Origin of the sequence: Pseudomonas sp. LLC-1 (assembly GCF_002992185.1) — a bacterium.
Lineage (GTDB): Bacteria > Pseudomonadota > Gammaproteobacteria > Pseudomonadales > Pseudomonadaceae > Aquipseudomonas > Aquipseudomonas monteilii.
In genome coordinates this window covers 170,604-189,322 of sequence record NZ_LUVY01000015.1, presented here as the reverse complement: position 1 = coordinate 189,322, position 18,719 = coordinate 170,604, and the positions used below count along the sequence as shown (strand labels likewise).

16 protein-coding genes are annotated in these 18,719 nt (G+C 62.6%); 6 read left to right on the top strand and 10 right to left on the bottom strand.

Features of this window, described 5'->3' with window-relative positions; translation table 11 throughout:
* Positions 1-6 precede the first annotated feature (6 nt).
* The 4 genes from pstA to A0O30_RS15980 all read right to left on the bottom strand — a co-directional run bounded on the left by pstA (position 7) and on the right by A0O30_RS15980 (position 6,564).
* Positions 7-1,623 (bottom strand): phosphate ABC transporter permease PstA, encoded by a 1,617-nt coding sequence (gene pstA / locus A0O30_RS15995; RefSeq protein WP_177410286.1) that lies wholly within the window; start codon positions 1,621-1,623, stop codon positions 7-9.
* Between the two features lie 71 nt (positions 1,624-1,694).
* Positions 1,695-3,983 (bottom strand): ABC transporter permease subunit, encoded by a 2,289-nt coding sequence (locus tag A0O30_RS15990; RefSeq protein WP_105947144.1) that lies wholly within the window; start codon positions 3,981-3,983, stop codon positions 1,695-1,697.
* A 139-nt stretch (positions 3,984-4,122) separates the two neighbouring features.
* The gene (locus tag A0O30_RS15985; RefSeq protein WP_060499691.1) at positions 4,123-5,121 is read right to left on the bottom strand and encodes a phosphate ABC transporter substrate-binding protein PstS; all 999 of its coding nucleotides are present in this window, start codon (positions 5,119-5,121) and stop codon (positions 4,123-4,125) included.
* A gap of 153 nt (positions 5,122-5,274) precedes the next feature.
* Complete coding sequence (locus tag A0O30_RS15980; RefSeq protein WP_105947143.1) at positions 5,275-6,564, bottom strand: MFS transporter; 1,290 nt, start codon at positions 6,562-6,564, stop codon at positions 5,275-5,277.
* Positions 6,565-6,926: 362 nt separating this feature from the next.
* Between A0O30_RS15980 and A0O30_RS15975 the strand changes: the two genes are divergently transcribed.
* Together A0O30_RS15975 and A0O30_RS15970 are read left to right on the top strand one after the other, a co-directional pair.
* A complete protein-coding gene (locus A0O30_RS15975) occupies positions 6,927-7,325 on the top strand; it encodes an acyl-CoA thioesterase (protein WP_016712731.1) in 399 nt (132 codons plus the stop codon).
* Between the two features lie 71 nt (positions 7,326-7,396).
* Complete coding sequence (locus tag A0O30_RS15970) at positions 7,397-8,293, top strand: D-hexose-6-phosphate mutarotase (protein ID WP_105947142.1); 897 nt, start codon at positions 7,397-7,399, stop codon at positions 8,291-8,293.
* A 124-nt stretch (positions 8,294-8,417) separates the two neighbouring features.
* Here A0O30_RS15970 and A0O30_RS15965 read toward each other — a convergent pair whose 3' ends face one another.
* From A0O30_RS15965 to A0O30_RS15945, 5 genes are all read right to left on the bottom strand, one after another.
* The gene (locus A0O30_RS15965; RefSeq protein WP_161751323.1) at positions 8,418-8,951 is read right to left on the bottom strand and encodes a DUF3299 domain-containing protein; all 534 of its coding nucleotides are present in this window, start codon (positions 8,949-8,951) and stop codon (positions 8,418-8,420) included.
* A 48-nt stretch (positions 8,952-8,999) separates the two neighbouring features.
* Complete coding sequence (locus A0O30_RS15960) at positions 9,000-9,245, bottom strand: GlsB/YeaQ/YmgE family stress response membrane protein (RefSeq protein WP_010955824.1); 246 nt, start codon at positions 9,243-9,245, stop codon at positions 9,000-9,002.
* A gap of 99 nt (positions 9,246-9,344) precedes the next feature.
* Positions 9,345-10,427: a 5-(carboxyamino)imidazole ribonucleotide synthase gene (locus A0O30_RS15955; protein ID WP_105947141.1), complete on the bottom strand. Its 1,083-nt coding sequence runs from the start codon at positions 10,425-10,427 to the stop codon at positions 9,345-9,347.
* Between the two features lie 10 nt (positions 10,428-10,437).
* Complete coding sequence (gene purE / locus A0O30_RS15950; RefSeq protein WP_009684500.1) at positions 10,438-10,929, bottom strand: 5-(carboxyamino)imidazole ribonucleotide mutase; 492 nt, start codon at positions 10,927-10,929, stop codon at positions 10,438-10,440.
* Between the two features lie 171 nt (positions 10,930-11,100).
* Entirely contained in the window at positions 11,101-12,033 is a 933-nt protein-coding gene (locus tag A0O30_RS15945) for a LysR substrate-binding domain-containing protein (protein WP_161751324.1), read from the bottom strand.
* A gap of 182 nt (positions 12,034-12,215) precedes the next feature.
* Here A0O30_RS15945 and aspA point away from each other — a divergent pair, with 182 nt between their 5' ends.
* From aspA to A0O30_RS15925, 4 genes are all read left to right on the top strand, one after another.
* The gene (aspA, locus tag A0O30_RS15940) at positions 12,216-13,640 is read left to right on the top strand and encodes an aspartate ammonia-lyase (protein WP_025754235.1); all 1,425 of its coding nucleotides are present in this window, start codon (positions 12,216-12,218) and stop codon (positions 13,638-13,640) included.
* 180 nt (positions 13,641-13,820) lie between these two features.
* Entirely contained in the window at positions 13,821-14,813 is a 993-nt protein-coding gene (locus A0O30_RS15935; RefSeq protein ID WP_105947140.1) for an AraC family transcriptional regulator, read from the top strand.
* A gap of 116 nt (positions 14,814-14,929) precedes the next feature.
* A complete protein-coding gene (locus tag A0O30_RS15930) occupies positions 14,930-15,973 on the top strand; it encodes a histone deacetylase family protein (RefSeq protein ID WP_104833731.1) in 1,044 nt (347 codons plus the stop codon).
* Positions 15,973-17,076, top strand: coding sequence for a polyamine ABC transporter substrate-binding protein (locus tag A0O30_RS15925; RefSeq protein ID WP_105947139.1), 1,104 nt, complete (start codon positions 15,973-15,975; stop codon positions 17,074-17,076). Before A0O30_RS15930 ends, A0O30_RS15925 begins: the two co-directional genes overlap by 1 nt.
* 32 nt (positions 17,077-17,108) lie before the next feature.
* On the opposite strand, the gene A0O30_RS15920 is transcribed toward A0O30_RS15925, so the two are convergent.
* Positions 17,109-18,638 (bottom strand): PLP-dependent aminotransferase family protein, encoded by a 1,530-nt coding sequence (locus A0O30_RS15920; protein ID WP_105947138.1) that lies wholly within the window; start codon positions 18,636-18,638, stop codon positions 17,109-17,111.
* Positions 18,639-18,719: the final 81 nt, after the last annotated feature.

Here is an 18,719-nt window from a genome sequence, read left to right as displayed (position 1 = left end):
TCAGGGTCAGCTGTCGAGCGCCTTGTACTTCTCGCGCAGGTGGTTACGGATCCACACGGCCGAGAGGTTGAGGGTCGCGATCACCAGCACCAGCAACAGCGCAGTGGCATACACCAGCGGCCGCGCGGCCTCGACGTTCGGGCTCTGGAAGCCGACGTCATAGATGTGGAAGCCCAGGTGCATGATCTTCTGGTCCAGGTGCAGGTACGGGTAATTACCGTCCACCGGCAGCGACGGCGCCAGTTTCACCACACCCACCAGCATCAGCGGCGCCACTTCACCAGCGGCGCGGGCCACGGCGAGGATCATGCCGGTCATCATGGCCGGGCTGGCCATGGGCAGGACGATCTTCCACAGCGTTTCGGCCTTGGTCGCGCCCAGGGCCAGCGAGCCTTCGCGCACGGTACGCGGAATACGCGCCAGGCCTTCTTCGGTGGCCACGATCACCACCGGCACGGCCAGCAGAGCCAGGGTCAGCGATGCCCACAGCAGGCCCGGGGTACCCAGGGTCGGTGCCGGCAGCGCTTCAGGGAAGAACAGGCGGTCGATCGAGCCACCCAGCACGTAGACGAAGAAGCCCAGGCCAAACACGCCGTAGACGATCGCCGGTACGCCGGCCAGGTTGTTCACGGCAATGCGGATCAGGCGTGTCACCGGCCCCTGCCTGGCGTACTCACGCAGGTAGACCGCAGCCAGCACGCCGAACGGGGTGACGATCACGGCCATGATCAGGGTCATCATCACGGTGCCGAAAATGGCCGGGAAGATACCGCCTTCGGTGTTGGCTTCACGCGGGTCGTCGCTGAGGAACTCCCAGACCTTGGCGAAGTAGGTACCCAGCTTGGTGAAGCCGGACATACCGTTCGGCTGGATGGCATGCACCACCTTGCTCAGGTTGATTTCCACTTCACGGCCGTTGCCATCGCGGGCCACCAGGCTGTCGCGGGCGAAGGCCTGGTGCAGGCCGGTCAGGCGGTCTTCGATGGCCTTGTAGCGGCTGTTCAGCTCGGCGCGGTCGGCGTCCATGTCGGCCTGGGCAGCGGCGTCCAGCTTGCCGTCCAGCTCCAGCTTGCGGGCCTGCAGGCGCAGGCGCTCGAGGCCATGGTTGATGGCACCGATGTCTTTCTTCTCCAGCTGCTGCAACTCGCCGTTGAGCTGGTTGGCGCGCTTGAGGCGGGCCTGCAGTTCGTGCCAGGCGGCAGGGCCTTCGGCCACCACGCGGCCTTCTTCCTTGACGCTGACCAGGTAGCCGTAGAAGTTGCCCCACTCGCGGCGTTCCAGGGCGATCAGGTCGGCCGGGCGTTTTTCGTCAACCAGCCAGTCGCCGACCACCCAGGTAAAGTCGCTGCCGTTGAGGTCGCGGTTACCCACCTTGATCAGCTCGCGGGTCATGAACTCCGGGCCCTGGTCCGGTACCGGCAGGCCGGCCCCCTTCAGGCGGGCGCGGGGCACTTCTTCCTTTTGCACCACTTCGCCGATGACGACGTGGTCAGCCTGGCCCGGCACCTTGTAGGTGGCCTGGACAAGATCGGCCGGCCAGAAGTGGCCCAGGCCGCGCACGGCAATCACTGCCAGCAGGCCGACGGTCATGATCACCGCCATGGCCACCGCGCCGCCGCTCATCCAGACGCCGGGGGCGCCGCTCTTGAACCAGCCTTTGAGGGAATCCTTTTTCACGGATCGCTACCTTTCTATCAAAGCGACGAGTATTTCTTGCGCAGACGCTGGCGAATCAGCTCGGCCAAGGTGTTCATCACGAACGTGAACATCAGCAGCACCAGAGCGGCCAGGAACAGCACGCGATAGTGGCTGCCGCCGACTTCCGATTCCGGCATTTCCACGGCCACGTTGGCGGCCAGGGTACGCATGCCCTCGAACAGGTTCATCTCCATCACCGGGGTGTTGCCGGTGGCCATCAGCACGATCATGGTCTCGCCCACCGCACGGCCCATGCCGATCATCAGCGCCGAGAAGATACCCGGGCTGGCGGTGAGGATGACCACGCGGGTCAGGGTCTGCCAGGGTGTCGCGCCCAGGGCCAGCGAGCCCAGGGTCAGGCTGCGCGGCACGCTGAACACGGCGTCTTCGGCAATGGAATAGATGTTCGGGATGACTGCAAAGCCCATGGCGATACCCACGACCAGGGCGTTGCGCTGGTCATAGGTGATGCCCAGGTCATTGGTGATCCACAGACGCATGTCGCCGCCGAAGAACCAGCTTTCCAGGTGCGGGCTCATGGTCAGGGCGAACCAGCCGGTGAACAGGATGACCGGGATCAGGATCGCCGCTTCCCAGCCATCCGGCACACGCAGGCGGATCGACTCTGGCAGGCGGGTCCAGGCAAAGCCGGCCAGCAGGATGCCAAACGGCATCAGCAGGAACAGGCTGAACACGCCCGGCAGGTGGCCTTCCAGGTACGGAGCCAGGAACAGGCCGGCGAAGAAGCCAAGGATTACCGTGGGCATCGCTTCCATCAGTTCGATCACCGGCTTGACCTTGCGGCGCATGCCCGGGGCCATGAAGTAGGCGGTGTAGATGGCGGCGGCGATGGCCAGCGGGGCGGCCAGGATCATCGCGTAGAACGCGGCCTTCAAGGTACCGAAGGTGAGCGGCGACAGGCTCAGCTTGGGCTCGAAGTCAGTGTTCGAGGCGGTCGACTGCCAGACGTATTTCGGCTCGTCGTAGTTCTCGTACCACACCTTGCCCCACAGCGCGCTGAAGGAAATTTCCGGGTGCGGGTTGCGCAGGCTCAGCGGCAGCAGTTTGCCGCCTTCTTCGATGATGATGCGGTTGGCGCGTGGCGACAGGGCCAGGATACCCGGGCCTTCGGCAGCCGGCTCCACCAGCAGGGTGCGGTGCGCGGTGCTGTGGAACACACCCAGCTTGCCGTCTGCGTCCAGCGCGATGAAGCCTTTTCGGCGCTCTTCGGCGTCGATCTGCACGATAGGCGCCTTGCCCATCTGGAAGGTACGAATCTGCTTGAAGCGTGACTCGCCGTCCGGGTCGCGGGCCATGAACCACTGGGCCAGGCCGCCTTTGGAGTCACCGATGATCAGCGAGATGCCGCCAACCAGCTGGGCCGTGGCGGTGATTTCGGTATCGCCGCTTTCAGACAGCTTGTAACGGCCGTTGAGGCTCTTGTCGCGCAGGCTGAACACGTCGGCGGTGGCGCGGCCGTTGATCACGTACAACCACTGCTGGCGCGGGTCGATGAAGATGTTCTTCACCGCTTCGGTCATTTGCGGCAGTTCGATGCGGTTCTGCTCGGTGGTGACCTCTTCGGTCATCATGTTTTCCGTGCGGGTCAGCTCCAGCACCTGCAGATGCGCGCCGGTGGAACCGGCCAGCAGCAAGGTTTCGCCATTGACGTTGACGCTGACGTGCTCCAGCGCACGGCCCTGTTCGTCGAGCACGAACGGCTGCTCGCCGTACGGGTAGTCGATCCCAGGGGTAATGGTTTTCTTGTTGTCCGGGTAGGTGATCTTGTAGGTGTGGTGGAACACCAGCGCCTGGCCATTGGACAAGCCCAGCACCACCAGCGGGCTACCCGGCTGGTCGGCACTGATCGAAGTAACCTGGGTGTCTGCCGGCACAGGCAGGTCGACACGTTTGAGCTCGTTACCGGTCTTGGTATCGAAGAACAATGCCTGGCCCTTGTCCGAAACTCGCATCCCCACCAGGTTCTGCTCTTCTAGCGCGATCATCAGCGGCTTGCCGGCATCCTGCTGCAGCCAGGCCGGCGCGAGGGCTTGCTTGCTGCTCAGATGGGCGCCCTGGAACAGTGGCAGCACCACATAGGCCAGGTAGAAGAAGATCAGGGTGATGGCCGCCAGAACGGCAAGCCCGCCCACCAGCACATACCAGCGGGTCAGGCGGTCCTTGAGCGCACGCATGCGGCGCTTGCGTTGCAACTCGGGCGTATTGAAATCAATGCGCACGGGCTGGGAGTTTTGGGTCATGTTGGAATTGGCCAGATCATTCATGCGCACACCCTAGCGGTCCCGTGTGACAAAAACATTACAAATTGGTGACGCGCGAAAGCCCGCCGCACAGGAAACCTGGCTTCGGACTGGAATTTCGTGGAAGAGGCCGGGCATCGGCACCGGCCTCTTCTTCAGTTACTTACTTCTTTGCAACGTTACCGGCGTGCGACAGGCCCAGGTCAGCCAGGGTCTTGTCGACGACTTTGGCCGGCAGCGGGATGTAGCCATCCTTCACCACGACCTGCTGGCCAGCTTGCGACAGCACCAGCTTGACGAACTCGGCTTCCAGCGGGGCCAGAGGCTTGTTCGGGGCCTTGTTGACGTACACGTACAGGAAGCGCGACAGCGGGTAGGTGCCGTTCAGGGCGTTGGTTTCGTTGTCTTCAACGAACTCGCCGCCTTCTTTCTTGGCCAAGGCTACGGTTTTGACGCTGGCAGTCTTGTAACCGATACCCGAGTAGCCGATGCCGTTCAGCGAAGAGCTGATCGACTGCACCACCGAAGCCGAGCCAGGTTGTTCGTTGACGTTAGGCTTGAAGTCGCCTTTGCACAGGGCTTCTTCCTTGAAGTAGCCGTAGGTGCCCGATACCGAGTTGCGGCCGAACAGCTGGATTGGCTTGTTGGCCAGGTCGCCGGTCACACCCACGTCGCCCCAGGTCTTGATCTCGGCTTTGCCACCGCACAGGCGAGTGGAGGAGAAGATGGCGTCGACCTGGGCCATGGTCAGGCCCTTGATCGGGTTGTCCTTGTGCACGAACACAGCCAGGGCGTCGACGGCAACCGGGATGGCGGTCGGCTTGTAACCGTACTTCTGCTCGAAGGCCTGCAGCTCGACGTCCTTCATCTTGCGGCTCATCGGGCCGAGGTTGGCGGTGCCTTCGGTCAGCGCGGGTGGCGCGGTGGAGGAGCCGGCCGCCTGGATCTGGATGTTTACGTTTGGATATTCCTTCTTGTAGGCCTCGGCCCACAGCGTCATCAGGTTCGCCAGGGTGTCGGAACCAACGCTGGAGAGGTTGCCCGAAACACCGGTGGTCTTGGTGTAGGTCGGGATCGCAGGATCGACAGCGGCTACCGCGTTGGCGGTTGCAACGCCAGCGGCGGCAAAGGTGAGGGCCGCCATCAAACGCTTCAGTTTCATGCCTTGCTCCTAGCAGGAATATTGGGGTGTTGGATGGAACGGGCCCAAGTATCGGCAGGCCGCATGAACACGATATGACTTGAATATGACAATTGGATGAAAGGCCATCACTCTAAGCAGGTCTGGCCTTTTCGCGGGTAGCCTCGGAGCAGATCAGCGCTTACTGGCGAGCAAGTACAGGCCCACGGCCAGACCAACGGCACACAGCCCCGCCACGTAATAGGCCGGCGCCATCGGGCTCACCTTCAGCAACGCAGTCACCACCATCGGCGTCAACCCGCCAAAGATCGCGTAGGCCACGTTGTACGAGAACGACAGCCCGCTGAAGCGCACCGCCGCCGGGAACGCCTTGACCATCACATAGGGCACCGCGCCAATCACGCCCACGCACAGGCCAGTCACCGCGTACAGCGGGAACAACAGCTCAGGCCGGGTCGGCAGGCTGTGGTAGAAGGTCCAGGAGCTGGCCAGCAGCAGCAGGCTGCCGATCACGAACACGCGGCCCGCACCAAAGCGGTCGGCCAGGCTGCCAGCGCCGATGCAGCCAAGGCTGAGCAGCACGATCGCCAGGCTGTTGGCCTTGAGCGAGTCGGTCGGGCTGATGTGGTAGAAGCTCTGCAGCAGTGCCGGGGTCATCAGGATGACCACCACGATGCCGGCCGACAGCATCCAGGTCAGCAGCATCGAAAGGATGATCGGGCCACGGTGGTCACGCAGCACGGCGCGCAACGGCAGCTCTTCGGCCAGCGCCTTGCGCTGCTGCATCTCGGCGAACACCGGGGTTTCGTGCAGCCAGCGGCGCAGGTACACCGAGAACAGGCCGAACACACCGCCCAGCAGGAACGGAATACGCCAGGCGTAATCGGCCACTTCTTCGGCGCTGTACACGCTGTTGATCAGGGTCGCCACCAGCGAACCCAGCAAAATGCCCGCCGTCAGGCCTGCGGTCAGGGTGCCGCAGGCGTAGCCGGTGTTGCGTGCCGGCACGTGCTCGGACACGAACACCCAGGCACCCGGCACCTCACCGCCGATCGCCGCGCCCTGGATCACGCGCATCAGCAGCAGCAGGATCGGCGCCCACATGCCTATTTGTGCATAGGTTGGCAGCAGGCCCATGATCAGGGTCGGCAGGGCCATCATGAAGATGCTCAAGGTGAACATCTTCTTGCGCCCGAGCAGGTCGCCAAAGTGCGCCATGATGATGCCGCCCAGCGGCCGCGCCAGGTAGCCGGCGGCGAAAATGCCGAAGGTTTGCATCAGGCGCAGCCACTCGGGCATGTCGGCCGGGAAGAACAGCTTGCCGACCACTGTGGCGAAGAACACGAAGATGATGAAGTCGTAGAACTCCAGCGCACCGCCCAGGGCGGACAGTGAAAGGGTCTTGTAGTCACTGCGGGTCAGCGGCCGCGAGGGCTGCTCGATACTGCTGGGCACGGAAGTCATCGCTCGTTGTTCTCTTTGTAGGGCATGCAGGCCGCTTGGCACGCGGCTTCTGGATTAGGGGACAAGCGAAGATAGCAAATAGCCGAGCTGCGCTGAAAGCGATACAAAATCCCTACACATATTCATGAATGCGCGGTCGTCGCTGGCCGTTATGCTCTATATACTGGCAGTTCGTAGGAAAAGGTTGCCCCTAACGTGGGATGTTGTGCGAAAACGCCGGTCAGTATTGTCAGACGGTTTCGCAGAGTTTCCCTACGGCCGCCCAGTGAAACGAAATCGGCGTAGTATGTTTCAAGCTGAATCGTTTACCCGGCCTTTGCGCCACACCAACGAAAAGCGTCACGGGTCAGAGGCCCCATCGCATGATTGAGCTCGAACAAGAAGATCCAATCCCACAAGGCGACCTGGCCTTGCAGATCACCGCATTGCCGCGCGAGACCAACGGCTTCGGCGACATCTTCGGCGGCTGGCTGGTTGCCCAGATGGACCTGGCAGGCACTGCCATGGCCAGCCGCGTCGCCGGTGGCCGCGTGGCTACCGTGGCCATCGACCGCATGGCCTTCCTGGTACCGGTCGCGGTCGGCGCGCAGCTGTCGTTCTACACCCAGACCCTGGAGATCGGCCGCAGCTCGATCCGGATGATGGTCGAAGTGTGGAGCGACGACCCGCTGTCCAGCGAATGGCGCAAGGTTACCGAAGCGGTATTCGTCTTCGTCGCCATCGACGGCAGTGGCCGTACCCGGTCTGTGCCTCGTCGCTAAGCCTCGCCGGCGGTAAACTCATTGCATGTGCCCGGGTCCAAGGCCCACTGGCAACCAATGAGATGAATGCAATGGCTACCTACCAGGTCGTAACCGAGCAACATGGCGAACTGAACTGCTGGCGTATCAGCAGCGACCGCGCCGAACTCCTGATCGCCCAGCAAGGCGCACAGATCCTCAGCTACCAGCGGGTCAGCGAGCCGCCGCTGTTGTGGCTGAGCGACCAGGCCATTTTCCGCCAAGGCAAGTCGGTTCGCGCCGGGGTGCCGGTGTGCTGGCCGTGGTTTGGCAACTTGCAGCGCAACCCCCAGGCCGTGCAGGCCATGTACCACGGCGAGCAGGCACCTGCTCACGGGCTGGCGCGCTCACGTGACTGGCAGTTGCTGGGCATCGAGGAAGCAGACGACGGCCTGCGTATCGAGTTCGAGCTGCCTGAGGCGCAGGGCGACCTGCCCGGCTGGCCCCATGACGTCGAGCTGAAGCTGGTGGTGGAGCTGGGTGACGAGCTGAAGCTGAGCCTGACCAGCCGCAACATGGGCAATACCCCGGTTACCATCAGCCAGGCGCTGCACAGTTACTTTGCAGTTAGCGATGTGCGTCAGGCGCGGGTCGAAGGGGTCGAGGGGCTGGGCTATATCGAGACCCTGGCTGGCTGGGAACAGCGCCAGCAGCAAGGGGCGCTTGAGTTTGCCGGGGAGACGGACCGGATCTACCTCGATACCCCGCAAACACTGAGCATTGTTGACCCGCACTGGAATCGTCGAATTACTTTGACCAGCAGCGGGTCGCGCTCGGCGGTGATCTGGAACCCGTGGACCGAGCGGGCCAAGGAGCTGGCAGACATGGCTGATGATGGATGGCAGCGGATGCTGTGCATCGAGACGGCGAATGTTTGGGATGACCTGGTGGAACTGAAGCCAGGGGCCAGCAGTTCGCTTGGGGTCAGGATTGGTTGTGAAATGATCTAACAGACTTGTTGCCTGATCTGGCCTCATCGCCGGCAAGCCAGCTCCCACAGGTCCGGCACAGGCATTGAACTGTGTGCAATACCTGTGGGAGCTGGCTTGCCGGCGATGAGGCCGGTACAGGTAATCAGAGGTCTGCATCCTCCACCACCCTCACCTTCCCGGCATCCAGCGCATAGGCCGCATCGGCCAGGTCATTGCTGACCTTTTCCACCTTCAACGTGCCGCTGACCCACAGCGGTGTGTAGATGTCATCGATCTTCAACCCCTTCGGGTAGCGCACCAGCACCAGCTGGTTCGGCGGCGGCGGCGGCACGTGGATGCACGCACCCGGGTACGGCACCAGGAAGAACAGCGTGCTGTTGCCCTTGGCATCGCTTTCCAGCGGCACGGGGTAGCCGCCCAGGCGGATGTCCTTGCCGTTCATGGCTGCCACGGTCTTGGTCGAGTACATCACCGCCGGCAGGCCCTTGCTCTGTTTCAGGCCCCCCTTGTCGGTAAAGGTGCCCATGGCTTCCGGTGAGTTGTGGTCGATTTCGGGCATTTGCTCGAGCGCCTTCTGGTCCGACTTGGGCATCAACTCCAGCCAGTCGGTTTCAGGCAGTTCGGCATGGGCCAGGGCGCTGGCCAACAGCAGGGGGACAAGGAAAAAGGCACGCATGGAAATGCTCGGCAACTCGGATGAATTGCCGGGCATTCTAACCAGTATTCAGCGTTTCTTGATGAATCCGTAGATCACCAGAAGGACCACGGCACCGACCAGCGCGCCAAAGAAGCCCGCTGCCTGCCCGGCCTGGTAGATGCCCAGCGCCTGGCCGCCATAGGTGGCCAACAGGGAGCCGGCAATACCCAGCAGGATGGTCATGATCCAGCCCATGCTGTCGTCGCCCGGTTTGATGAAGCGGGCCAGCAGGCCGACGATGAGGCCGATGAAGATGGTTCCAATGATGCCCATGGCAATCCCTCTGCAGTTCGAAGATGGAACAAGCCAAAGCCTAGACAGCGCTTTGGCTTGTTGCCATTTTCAGAGGGCAAGCCGGTGGTAGAAGTTCGATCAGTTGCTGATCAGGGCTTCTACTTCGGCAATCTTGAGCTCGAGGGTAGCCATGTCGTGGCAGCGCAGGGTGGCGTGGCCAACCTTGCGGCCGACCTTGAAGGCCTTGCCGTAGTGGTGCAGGTGGCAGTCACCGATGGCGACCACTTTATCTACAGCCGGCACTTCGCCAATGAAGTTGAGCATCGCACTCTCGCCCACCTTGGCAGTCGAGCCCAGCGGCAGGCCGGCAACGGCGCGCAGGTGGTTCTCGAACTGGCTGCATTCGGCGCCTTCGATGGTCCAGTGCCCGGAGTTATGCACGCGCGGGGCGATTTCGTTGGCCTTGAGGCCACCGTCGACTTCGAAGAACTCGAAGGCCATCACACCTACATAGTCCAGTTTTTGCAGCACGCGGCCCACATAGTCTTCGGCCAGAGCCTGCAGCGGGTGCGCCTGGCTGGCCACCGAAAGGCGCAGGATGCCGCTTTCGTGGGTGTTGTGCACCAGCGGGTAGAAGCGGGTTTCGCCATCGCGGGCACGCACGGCCACCAGCGACACTTCGCCGGTGAACGGCACGAAACCTTCCAGCAGGCACGGCACGCTGCCCAGCTCGGCGAAGGTGCCTACCACGTCTTCAGGCGTGCGCAGTACCTTCTGGCCCTTGCCGTCGTAACCCAGGGTGCGGGTTTTCAGCACGGCCGGCAGGCCGATGCTGGCCACTGCGGCGTCCAGGTCTGCCTGCGAGAGGATGTCGGCGAAGGCCGGGGTCGGGATACCCAGGTCGCGGAACATGCTTTTTTCGAACAGGCGGTCGCGGGCGATGCGCAGCGCTTCGGCGCTTGGGTAAACCGGCACGAACTGCGAGAGGAAGGCCACGGTCTCGGCCGGGACGCTTTCGAACTCGAAGGTGATCAGGTCGACTTCATCGGCCAGCTGGCGCAGGTGATCCTGGTCGCCATAGTCGGCACGCAGGTGCTCGCCCAGGGGCGCGGCGCAAGCGTCCGGCGCCGGGTCGAGGAAGGCGAAGTTCATGCCCAGCGGGGTGCCCGCCAGGGCCAGCATGCGGCCCAGCTGGCCGCCACCGATTACACCGATCTTCATGGGTTGAGCCTCAAGCCTGGCGCGGGTCTGGGTTATCCAGCACGGTGTCGGTCTGTTCCGTGCGGAACTGCTTCAACGCCGCGTGGAACTGCGGGTACTTGGCGCCCAGGATGCTGGCCGACAGCAGTGCAGCGTTGACGGCACCGGCACGGCCGATGGCCAGGGTGGCAACCGGCACGCCGGCTGGCATCTGCACGATCGACAGCAGCGAATCGACGCCCGACAGCATCGACGACTGGACGGGTACGCCCAGCACTGGCAGGTGGGTCTTGGCGGCGCACATGCCTGGCAGGTGGGCTGCGCCACCGGCACCGGCGATGATCACCTCGATGCCACGGCCTTCGGCCTCCTCGGCATACTGGAACAGCAGATCCGGGGTGCGGTGGGCGGAAACCACCTTCACTTCGTAGGGAATGCCGAGTTTTTCCAGCATATCGGCGGTGTGGCTAAGGGTGGACCAATCGGACTTGGAGCCCATGATCACGCCAACCAGTGCACTCATCGTCGAGCCTCTTCGCTTGTGCGCCCTTGGGCGCGTCAAAAAACAACAAGCCACGCGGGACGACCGGCGTGGCTTGTTTGCTGATCAGGACCGGACGCATCCGGTCGAAAGGCCGCGCAGTATACCGTAAGGTGGTGCGTTTAAGGCACCCCGGCGACCAACTGTCGCCCCTTATTTTTCGGGGCTTTGGCTGACTTTTGGGTCAACCGCCGCCGCACCTTCCAGCTTGCGCCACAACAGCCGTACGTTGGCCTTGCGTACCAGGGCGCAGCGGTACAGGCGGATCTCCAGCGGCACATGCCACTGGCTGCCGCCGCAGATGGCCAGTTCGCCCCGTTCCAGCTCGCCGCGCATCGACAGGCGCGGCACCCAGGCGATGCCCATGCCTTCCAGCGCCATGCTCTTGAGACTGTCGGCCATGGCGGTTTCGTAGACGGTGGTATAGCGCAGGTTACGCTGGCGCAGCAGCAAATTGACCGAACGCCCCAGGAACGCGCCTGCGGTATAGGCCAGCAGCGGCACGCTGCCCTCGCCTTCCAGGTCGAACAACGGCTTGCCTTCGGCGTCCACGGCGCACACCGGCAACATTTCGGTGGTGCCCATGTGCAGCGACGGGAAAATCTCGGCATCCATCTGCAAGGCCGCGTCCGGGTCATAGAACGCCAGCATCAGGTCGCAGCCACCTTCGCGTAATGCATGCACGGCATCCCCGACGTTAGTCGCAACCAGGCGGGTGGCGATGTTCAAACCGTCGTTGCGCAACTGGGCCACCCAGCGGGGGAAAAAGCCCGATGCAAGGGAGTGCGCCGCCGCCACCTGGACGACCTCGCCCTGCCCACCTTCAAGGTGATGCAAATGGCGGAGAATTTCGCTCAACTGGTCGACAACCGTACGCGCCGTGACAAGAAAAAGCTGCCCGGCCTCAGTCAGTTCGATCGGTGTGCGGGAACGATTCACCAACTGCAGGCCCAACGCTGCCTCCAGGCTCCGAATGCGTCGGCTGAAGGCCGGTTGGGTCACGAAACGCCGCTCTGCAGCCTGGGAAAAACTGCGGGTGGCAGCCAGCGCGCTGAAATCTTCCAGCCATTTGCTTTCAAGGTTCACGAAGCACATCTCCCGGCATGCACCAAAATGGAACACGCTCGAATGTCAATTGGCGTCACATGAAACACTATGCCGTTTGTGCATAGGTTAGCGTGCAACAGCATTGGCCGCAAAATCACCTTCAGGCCTAGGATTGGCGCCATTCCGGCATGTGCCGGGTCAAAATCGAGATGATATACATCATGTCCTCCGCTGCATCGTTCCGCGTCGAAAAAGATCTGTTGGGTACCCTTGAAGTTCCTGCTGATGCCTACTACGGCATCCAGACCCTGCGCGCTGCCAACAACTTCCACCTCTCCGGCGTTCCGCTGTCGCACTACCCGAAACTGGTAGTCGGCCTGGCGATGGTCAAGCAGGCAGCTGCTGACGCCAACCGTGAGCTGGGGCACCTGAGCGATGCCAAGCACGCCGCGATCAGCGCAGCCTGCGCACGACTGATCAAGGGCGACTACCACGAGCAGTTCGTGGTGGACATGATTCAAGGCGGTGCTGGTACTTCCACCAACATGAACGCCAACGAAGTCATCGCCAACATCGCGCTGGAGGCCATGGGCCACCAGAAGGGTGAGTACCAGTACCTGCACCCGAACAACGATGTGAACATGGCGCAGTCGACCAACGACGCCTACCCGACCGCTATCCGTCTGGGCCTGCTGCTGGGTCACGACGCGCTGCTGGCCAGCCTCGACAGCCTGATCCAGGCCTTCGCTGCCAAGGGTAAAGAATTCGACCACGTACTGAAGATGGGCCGTACCCAGCTGCAGGACGCCGTGCCGATGACCCTGGGCCAGGAATTCCGCGCCTTCGCCACCACCATGACCGAAGACCTGCAGCGCCTGCGCTCGCTGGCTCCGGAACTGCTGACCGAAATCAACCTGGGTGGTACTGCCATCGGTACCGGCATCAACGCCGACCCTGGCTACCAGGCCCTGGCCGTGCAGCGCCTGGCAATCATCAGCGGCCAGCCGCTGGTGCCGGCTGCCGACCTGATCGAAGCCACTTCCGACATGGGCGCCTTCGTGCTGTTCTCCGGCATGCTCAAGCGTACCGCCGTCAAGCTGTCGAAGATCTGCAACGACCTGCGCCTGCTGTCCAGCGGCCCGCGCACCGGCATCAACGAGATCAACCTGCCAGCACGTCAGCCAGGCAGCTCGATCATGCCAGGCAAGGTCAACCCGGTTATCCCGGAAGCCGTCAACCAGGTGGCCTTCGCCATCATGGGCAACGACCTGGCCCTGACCGTCGCCGCCGAAGGTGGCCAGCTGCAGCTGAACGTGATGGAGCCGCTGATCGCCTACAAGATCTTCGACTCGATCCGCCTGCTGCAACGCGCCATGGACATGCTGCGCGAACACTGCATCGTCGGCATCACCGCCAACGAACAGCGCTGCCGTGAGCTGGTCGAGCACTCGATCGGCCTGGTCACCGCCCTGAACCCGTACATCGGCTACGAAAACGCCACCCGTATCGCCCGCGTTGCCCTGGAAACAGGCCGTGGCGTACTGGAACTGGTGCGCGAAGAGAAGCTGCTGGACGAAGAGATGCTCAACGACATCCTGCGTCCGGAAAACATGATCGCTCCCCGCCTGGTTCCGCTGAAGGCGTAACCCGGCTGCTGCAAACAGTCTCACCAGGTTAAGGGACTAGACACCTCTCAACCTTTCAAGGCCCGAGCCTATGCTTCGGGCCTTTTTTTTGCCCGCAAAACAGGCGGCGCGCAGACCGCTTGCCGATATCGGCACACTACTTGCTCGATAATGCGTCCCAGCCCAACGGGATTACCCAGCATGCTGCACAGCCACCTCACCACCCTCAACGCGGTTTCGCTGATCCTCAACGTCTTCCAGGCAGACGGTTGCGAGGCATCAGCGCTGCTGGCCGGCAGCGGCATTGGCCCGTCAGACCTGGGGCATGCCGATGCGCGCATCACCACCCAGCAGGAACTGCAGGTGTGCGCCAACGCTGTGGCCCGGCGCGAGGACATCGGCCTTGAACTGGGCCGGCGCATGCATGTGTCGTGCTACGGCATGCTCGGTTACGCATTGCTCTCCAGTGCCACTTTGGGTGACGCCTTGCGCCTGGCGCTGGCATATCCGGCACTGCTGGGAACAGTGTTCAAGCTACGTTTGATCGAGGACGGCCAGCGGGTCTGGTTAAGTGCCAGCGACTACCACGACAGCCCGGCGCTGAGCGCATTCAACGCGGAGTTCTGCCTGGTGTCGCTGAAAGTCATCTGCGACGACTTGCTTGGGCGCCCACTGCCTCTGCTAGGCGCCCGTTTCGAACACTCACGGCCCGGTTACCACGCGCTCTATGCCGGTGCATTCCAGTCCCCGGTGGGTTTCGACGCTCAGGACAATGCCTTGGCTTTTGAACGGCGCTGGCTGGACATGCCGCTGCCGCTGGCCGACTCGATTACCCACAAGGCCATGAGCGAACGCTGCCGGCGCCTGAACCTGGAGTTCACGGGCCGGCAGGCCTGGCTGGGGCGGATTCGTCAGCTGCTGGCACAGCAACTGGACGCCGCGCCTGGGCTGGAAGGGTTGGCGCGGCAGATGAATTGCTCGTCGCGCACCCTGCGCCGGCATTTGCAGGCGTTGGGCAGCAGTTATCAACAGTTGCTGGATGAACTGAGGTTCGAGCGGGCCAAGCAGTTGCTGGCTGATGAACAGATGCCGATCTATCGCATTGCGGAAACCTTGGGGTTCAGCGAGACCGCCAGTTTTCGGCATGCGTTCCAGCGTTGGAGTGGTGTAGCGCCCAGCCACTTCCGCGGTTGACCAGCGCCGGCCAAAGAGCTTGGCCACATCGATCCCCTTTTGGCCGTTTGCGTCGTTCTCCGCTACTGAGCTGCCCATGACAATGGACCCACGCCAGTATCCAACGGAGAACAACAATGCTGACGATCTATTCCGATGATCACCGCCTGCACCACGGCCGCTGCGAGCTGATCGACGGCAAGCTGATGCCCTGCTTCGAAATGCCTTCGCGCGCTGACCATGTGCTCGACCAGGTAAAAAAACGCAACCTTGGCGACATCCAGGGCCCTACCGACTTCGGCCGCGCGCCGTTGCTGCGCATCCACAGCGCCGACTATCTCGACTTCTTCGAAGGCGCCTGGGCGCGCTGGGCCGCACTGGGCCAGGAAGGCGACCTGCTGCCGTTCACCTGGCCTGCTCGCACCTTGCGCCAGGTAAAACCCACCGGCCTGCATGGCGAGTTGGGCTACTACAGCTTCGATGCCGGCGCGCCGATCACCGCCGGTACCTGGCAGGCCGCCTACAGCGCCGCCCAGGTCGCCCTCACGGCCCAGGCGGCAATCCAGCAGGGCGCCCATTCGGCCTTTGCCCTGTGCCGCCCACCGGGGCACCACGCCGCCGGCGAAGTCATGGGCGGTTATTGCTACCTGAACAACGCCGCCATCGCCGCCCAGGCCTTCCTGGACCAAGGCAAGCGCAAGGTCGCCATCCTCGACGTCGACTACCACCACGGCAACGGCACCCAGGACATCTTCTACAGCCGCGACGACGTGTACTTCGCTTCGATCCATGGCGACCCGCAGGACGAATTCCCGTTCTTCCTGGGCTATGCCGACGAAACCGGCGAAGGTGCCGGTGAGGGCTGCAACATCAACTACCCGCTTCCGGCCGGCAGCGACTGGGCGGCCTGGAGCGCAGCCCTGGAGGATGCCTGCCAGCGCATTGCCCGCTATGACGCCGACGTACTGGTGATTTCGCTGGGTGTGGACACCTTCAAGGACGACCCGATCTCGCAGTTCAAGCTGGACAGCCCGGACTACCTGGAAATGGGCAAACGTATCGGCCAGCTCGGCAAGCCGACCCTGTTCGTGATGGAGGGCGGCTACGCTGTGGAAGAAATCGGTATCAACGCGGTCAATGTGCTGGAAGGCTTCCAGCGCGCCCAGCCAGGAGCCCGGTAATGGTCCGACTCAAGCGTCTGCTCGCCCCGTTCATCGCTGCCACCTTGTTCACCGGTGCCCTGCACGCTCAAGCCGAGCAGCGCACGCTGCGTGTGTATAACTGGTTCGACTACATCACCCCGCAGACCTTGACCGATTTCAAGCAGGACAGCGGGGTCAAGCTGATCTACGACATCTTCGACACCAACGAGGCGCTGGAGGCCAAGCTGCTCACCGGCAACTCCGGCTATGACGTGGTGGTGCCGTCCAACGTGTTCCTCGCCAAGCAGATCGAAGCCGGGGTGTTTCAGCCGCTGGACCGCAGCAAACTGCCGAACTGGCAACACCTGGACCCGGCGCTGATGAAGCTGATCGAGGCCAACGACCCGGGTAACAAGTACGCGGTGCCCTACATGTACGGCACCGTGCTGATCGGCTTCAACCCGGCCAAGGTCAAGGCAGTGCTCGGCGACAACGCCCCGGTGGACAGCTGGGACCTGATCTTCAAGGAAGAGAACATCGCCAAGCTCAAGCAGTGCGGCGTGGCGCTGCTCGATTCGCCTTCAGAGATTCTGCCGCTGGCCCTGCAGTACCTGGGCTTGCCGCCGAACAGCGACAAACCGGCCGACTACAAGAAGGCCGAAGCGTTGATGCTGAAGATCCGCCCACACATCACCTACTTCCACTCTTCGAAGTACATGGCAGACATCGCCAATGGCGACATCTGCGTGGCGGTGGGCTACAGCGGCAGTTTCTCGCAGGCCGCCAACCGGGCGCGCGATGCCAAGAACGGCGTGGTGGTAGACATGCGCCTGCCCAAGGAAGGCGCGCCGATCTGGTTCGATATGCTGGCGATTCCAAAGAATGCGGCCAACCCGGAAGATGCCCACACGTTCATCAATTACTTGCTACGGCCTGAGGTGATTGCGCCGATCAGCGACTTTGTCGGTTACCCGAACCCGAACAAGGATGCGACTGAAAAGGTGAGTCCGGCGATTCGCAACAACCCTAACCTGTATCCGACAGCGGAGGCGATGGCCAAGCTTTATACCCTCAAGCCCTTGGCGCGGGACGCAGAGCGGGCCAGAACCCGGGCCTGGACGCGGATCAAATCCGGCACTTGATGTAGAGTCGGGGGCTGCTTTGCAGCCCCCATTCACTTTCTCCAGGCCTTGCGCAATTTCATCAAGGCTTCGGCGATCTCCCCCTCCGGCACCGCCGCAAACCCCAACACCAGCCCTGCCCGCTTATCCACAGGCACGTCGCTGTCCGACAGCCAGAAATTGCTCAGGGGCGTCACCTCTACCCCCACTGCTTCTGCCTTTGCCACCAGTTCCTGCTCCCGCGCAAAGTTATCCACATCCACCTTCACATGCAGCCCGGCCGCCACTTCCGGAATCTCGCCCAACCCGGGAATATCCACAGGCCAGCCAGCTTTGAGTACGTTACGTCGACTCAAAGCGGCCTTGCGCATACGGCGGATATGCCGCTGGAAATGCCCGCGTGCCATGAATTCGGCCATCACGCACTGGCTGCTGACTTCCGAATGCCGCACGGCCAACGCCTTGCCCTGACTGAATCCCTGCACCAGTTGCGGCGGCAGCACCAGGTAACCCAGGCGCAACGCGGGGAACGCAATCTTGCCGAAGGTGCCGACGTACAGCACCCGACCGTGCCGGTCGAGCGCCGCCAACGGGGCCAAGGGCGCACCGCTGTAGCGGTACTCGCCGTCATAGTCGTCCTCGATGATCCAGCCGTCGTTGCGTTCGGCCCACGCCAGCACCGCCAGGCGCCGTGCCAGGCTCATGGTGACCCCGGTCGGGTATTGATGGGCCGGCGTGACATATGCCAGCCGGCAGTTCGCCTGCCGACCGAGCAGGCGGCAGTCCATGCCCTCTTCGTCCACAGGCACGCCATGCAACGTGGCGCCAGCCAGCGCAAAGGCATGCCCGGCTGCACGGTAGCCGGGGTTTTCCACAGCCACACCGTCACCCGGCTGTAACAACAGCTGTGCACAAAGGCTGATGGCTTGCTGTGCACCACTGGTGATCACAATTTGTTCAGCTATACAACTCAGCCCACGCGAACGGCGCAAGTAGGCCGCGATCAACTCGCGCAAAGCCGGCTCGCCTGCCGGGTCACCGTAACCCAGCTGCGCAGGGGATGGTTTACGCCAAAAACCCGCCTGCAGCTTGGCCCAGACGTCAAAAGGGAACAAGTCGAATGCCGGAATGCCGACCCGAAAAGCACGGGGCGCACCACTTCTTGGGGAAGGTAAGTGGTTACTTTTCAGGCGCTGTAAAGGCGCTGATAAATGCCGCTCGCTGGATAAATCCTCAGTGTTTTCTGCGGGAAATGTGGATAACCCTGTTGATAAACCCCGGGATAACCCTGTGGATATTTGTGTGGATATTTTTGGCAGCCGACTTACGTAAGTACCATCTCCAACTCGGCTTTCGATGTAGCCCTCGGCATACAGTTGGTCATAGGCGCGCACCACACTGTTGCGTGACAGCGCCAGCATGACGGCCAGGTCGCGAGTGGCTGGTAGCCGTGTACCACTGCTCAGGCGCCCATCCAGCACCCGCGCACGCAATGCCTGATACAGCTGCTGGCTCAGCCCACGGCGTCGATCAAGGGCGATCCCGGCAGGGTCGAATGGCAGTGTTAAGGGGCGCTCGCTCATGGCATTGGACCTATCGAATCAGGCAGTAATGGCTCTTACCCAGAACCAATAGCCTGCCTAGGATGGAGCCATTCGACAAGG

Coding starts and splice junctions, on each gene's coding strand:
- pstA (WP_177410286.1), bottom strand. CDS start 1,623: ATGAGCGGCGGCGCGGTGGCCATGGCGGTGATCATGACCGTCGGCCTG.
- A0O30_RS15990 (WP_105947144.1), bottom strand. CDS start 3,983: ATGAATGATCTGGCCAATTCCAACATGACCCAAAACTCCCAGCCCGTG.
- A0O30_RS15985 (WP_060499691.1), bottom strand. CDS start 5,121: ATGAAACTGAAGCGTTTGATGGCGGCCCTCACCTTTGCCGCCGCTGGC.
- A0O30_RS15980 (WP_105947143.1), bottom strand. CDS start 6,564: ATGACTTCCGTGCCCAGCAGTATCGAGCAGCCCTCGCGGCCGCTGACC.
- A0O30_RS15975 (WP_016712731.1), top strand. CDS start 6,927: ATGATTGAGCTCGAACAAGAAGATCCAATCCCACAAGGCGACCTGGCC.
- A0O30_RS15970 (WP_105947142.1), top strand. CDS start 7,397: ATGGCTACCTACCAGGTCGTAACCGAGCAACATGGCGAACTGAACTGC.
- A0O30_RS15965 (WP_161751323.1), bottom strand. CDS start 8,951: ATGCGTGCCTTTTTCCTTGTCCCCCTGCTGTTGGCCAGCGCCCTGGCC.
- A0O30_RS15960 (WP_010955824.1), bottom strand. CDS start 9,245: ATGGGCATCATTGGAACCATCTTCATCGGCCTCATCGTCGGCCTGCTG.
- A0O30_RS15955 (WP_105947141.1), bottom strand. CDS start 10,427: ATGAAGATCGGTGTAATCGGTGGCGGCCAGCTGGGCCGCATGCTGGCC.
- purE (WP_009684500.1), bottom strand. CDS start 10,929: ATGAGTGCACTGGTTGGCGTGATCATGGGCTCCAAGTCCGATTGGTCC.
- aspA (WP_025754235.1), top strand. CDS start 12,216: ATGTCCTCCGCTGCATCGTTCCGCGTCGAAAAAGATCTGTTGGGTACC.
- A0O30_RS15935 (WP_105947140.1), top strand. CDS start 13,821: ATGCTGCACAGCCACCTCACCACCCTCAACGCGGTTTCGCTGATCCTC.
- A0O30_RS15930 (WP_104833731.1), top strand. CDS start 14,930: ATGCTGACGATCTATTCCGATGATCACCGCCTGCACCACGGCCGCTGC.
- A0O30_RS15925 (WP_105947139.1), top strand. CDS start 15,973: ATGGTCCGACTCAAGCGTCTGCTCGCCCCGTTCATCGCTGCCACCTTG.
- A0O30_RS15920 (WP_105947138.1), bottom strand. CDS start 18,638: ATGAGCGAGCGCCCCTTAACACTGCCATTCGACCCTGCCGGGATCGCC.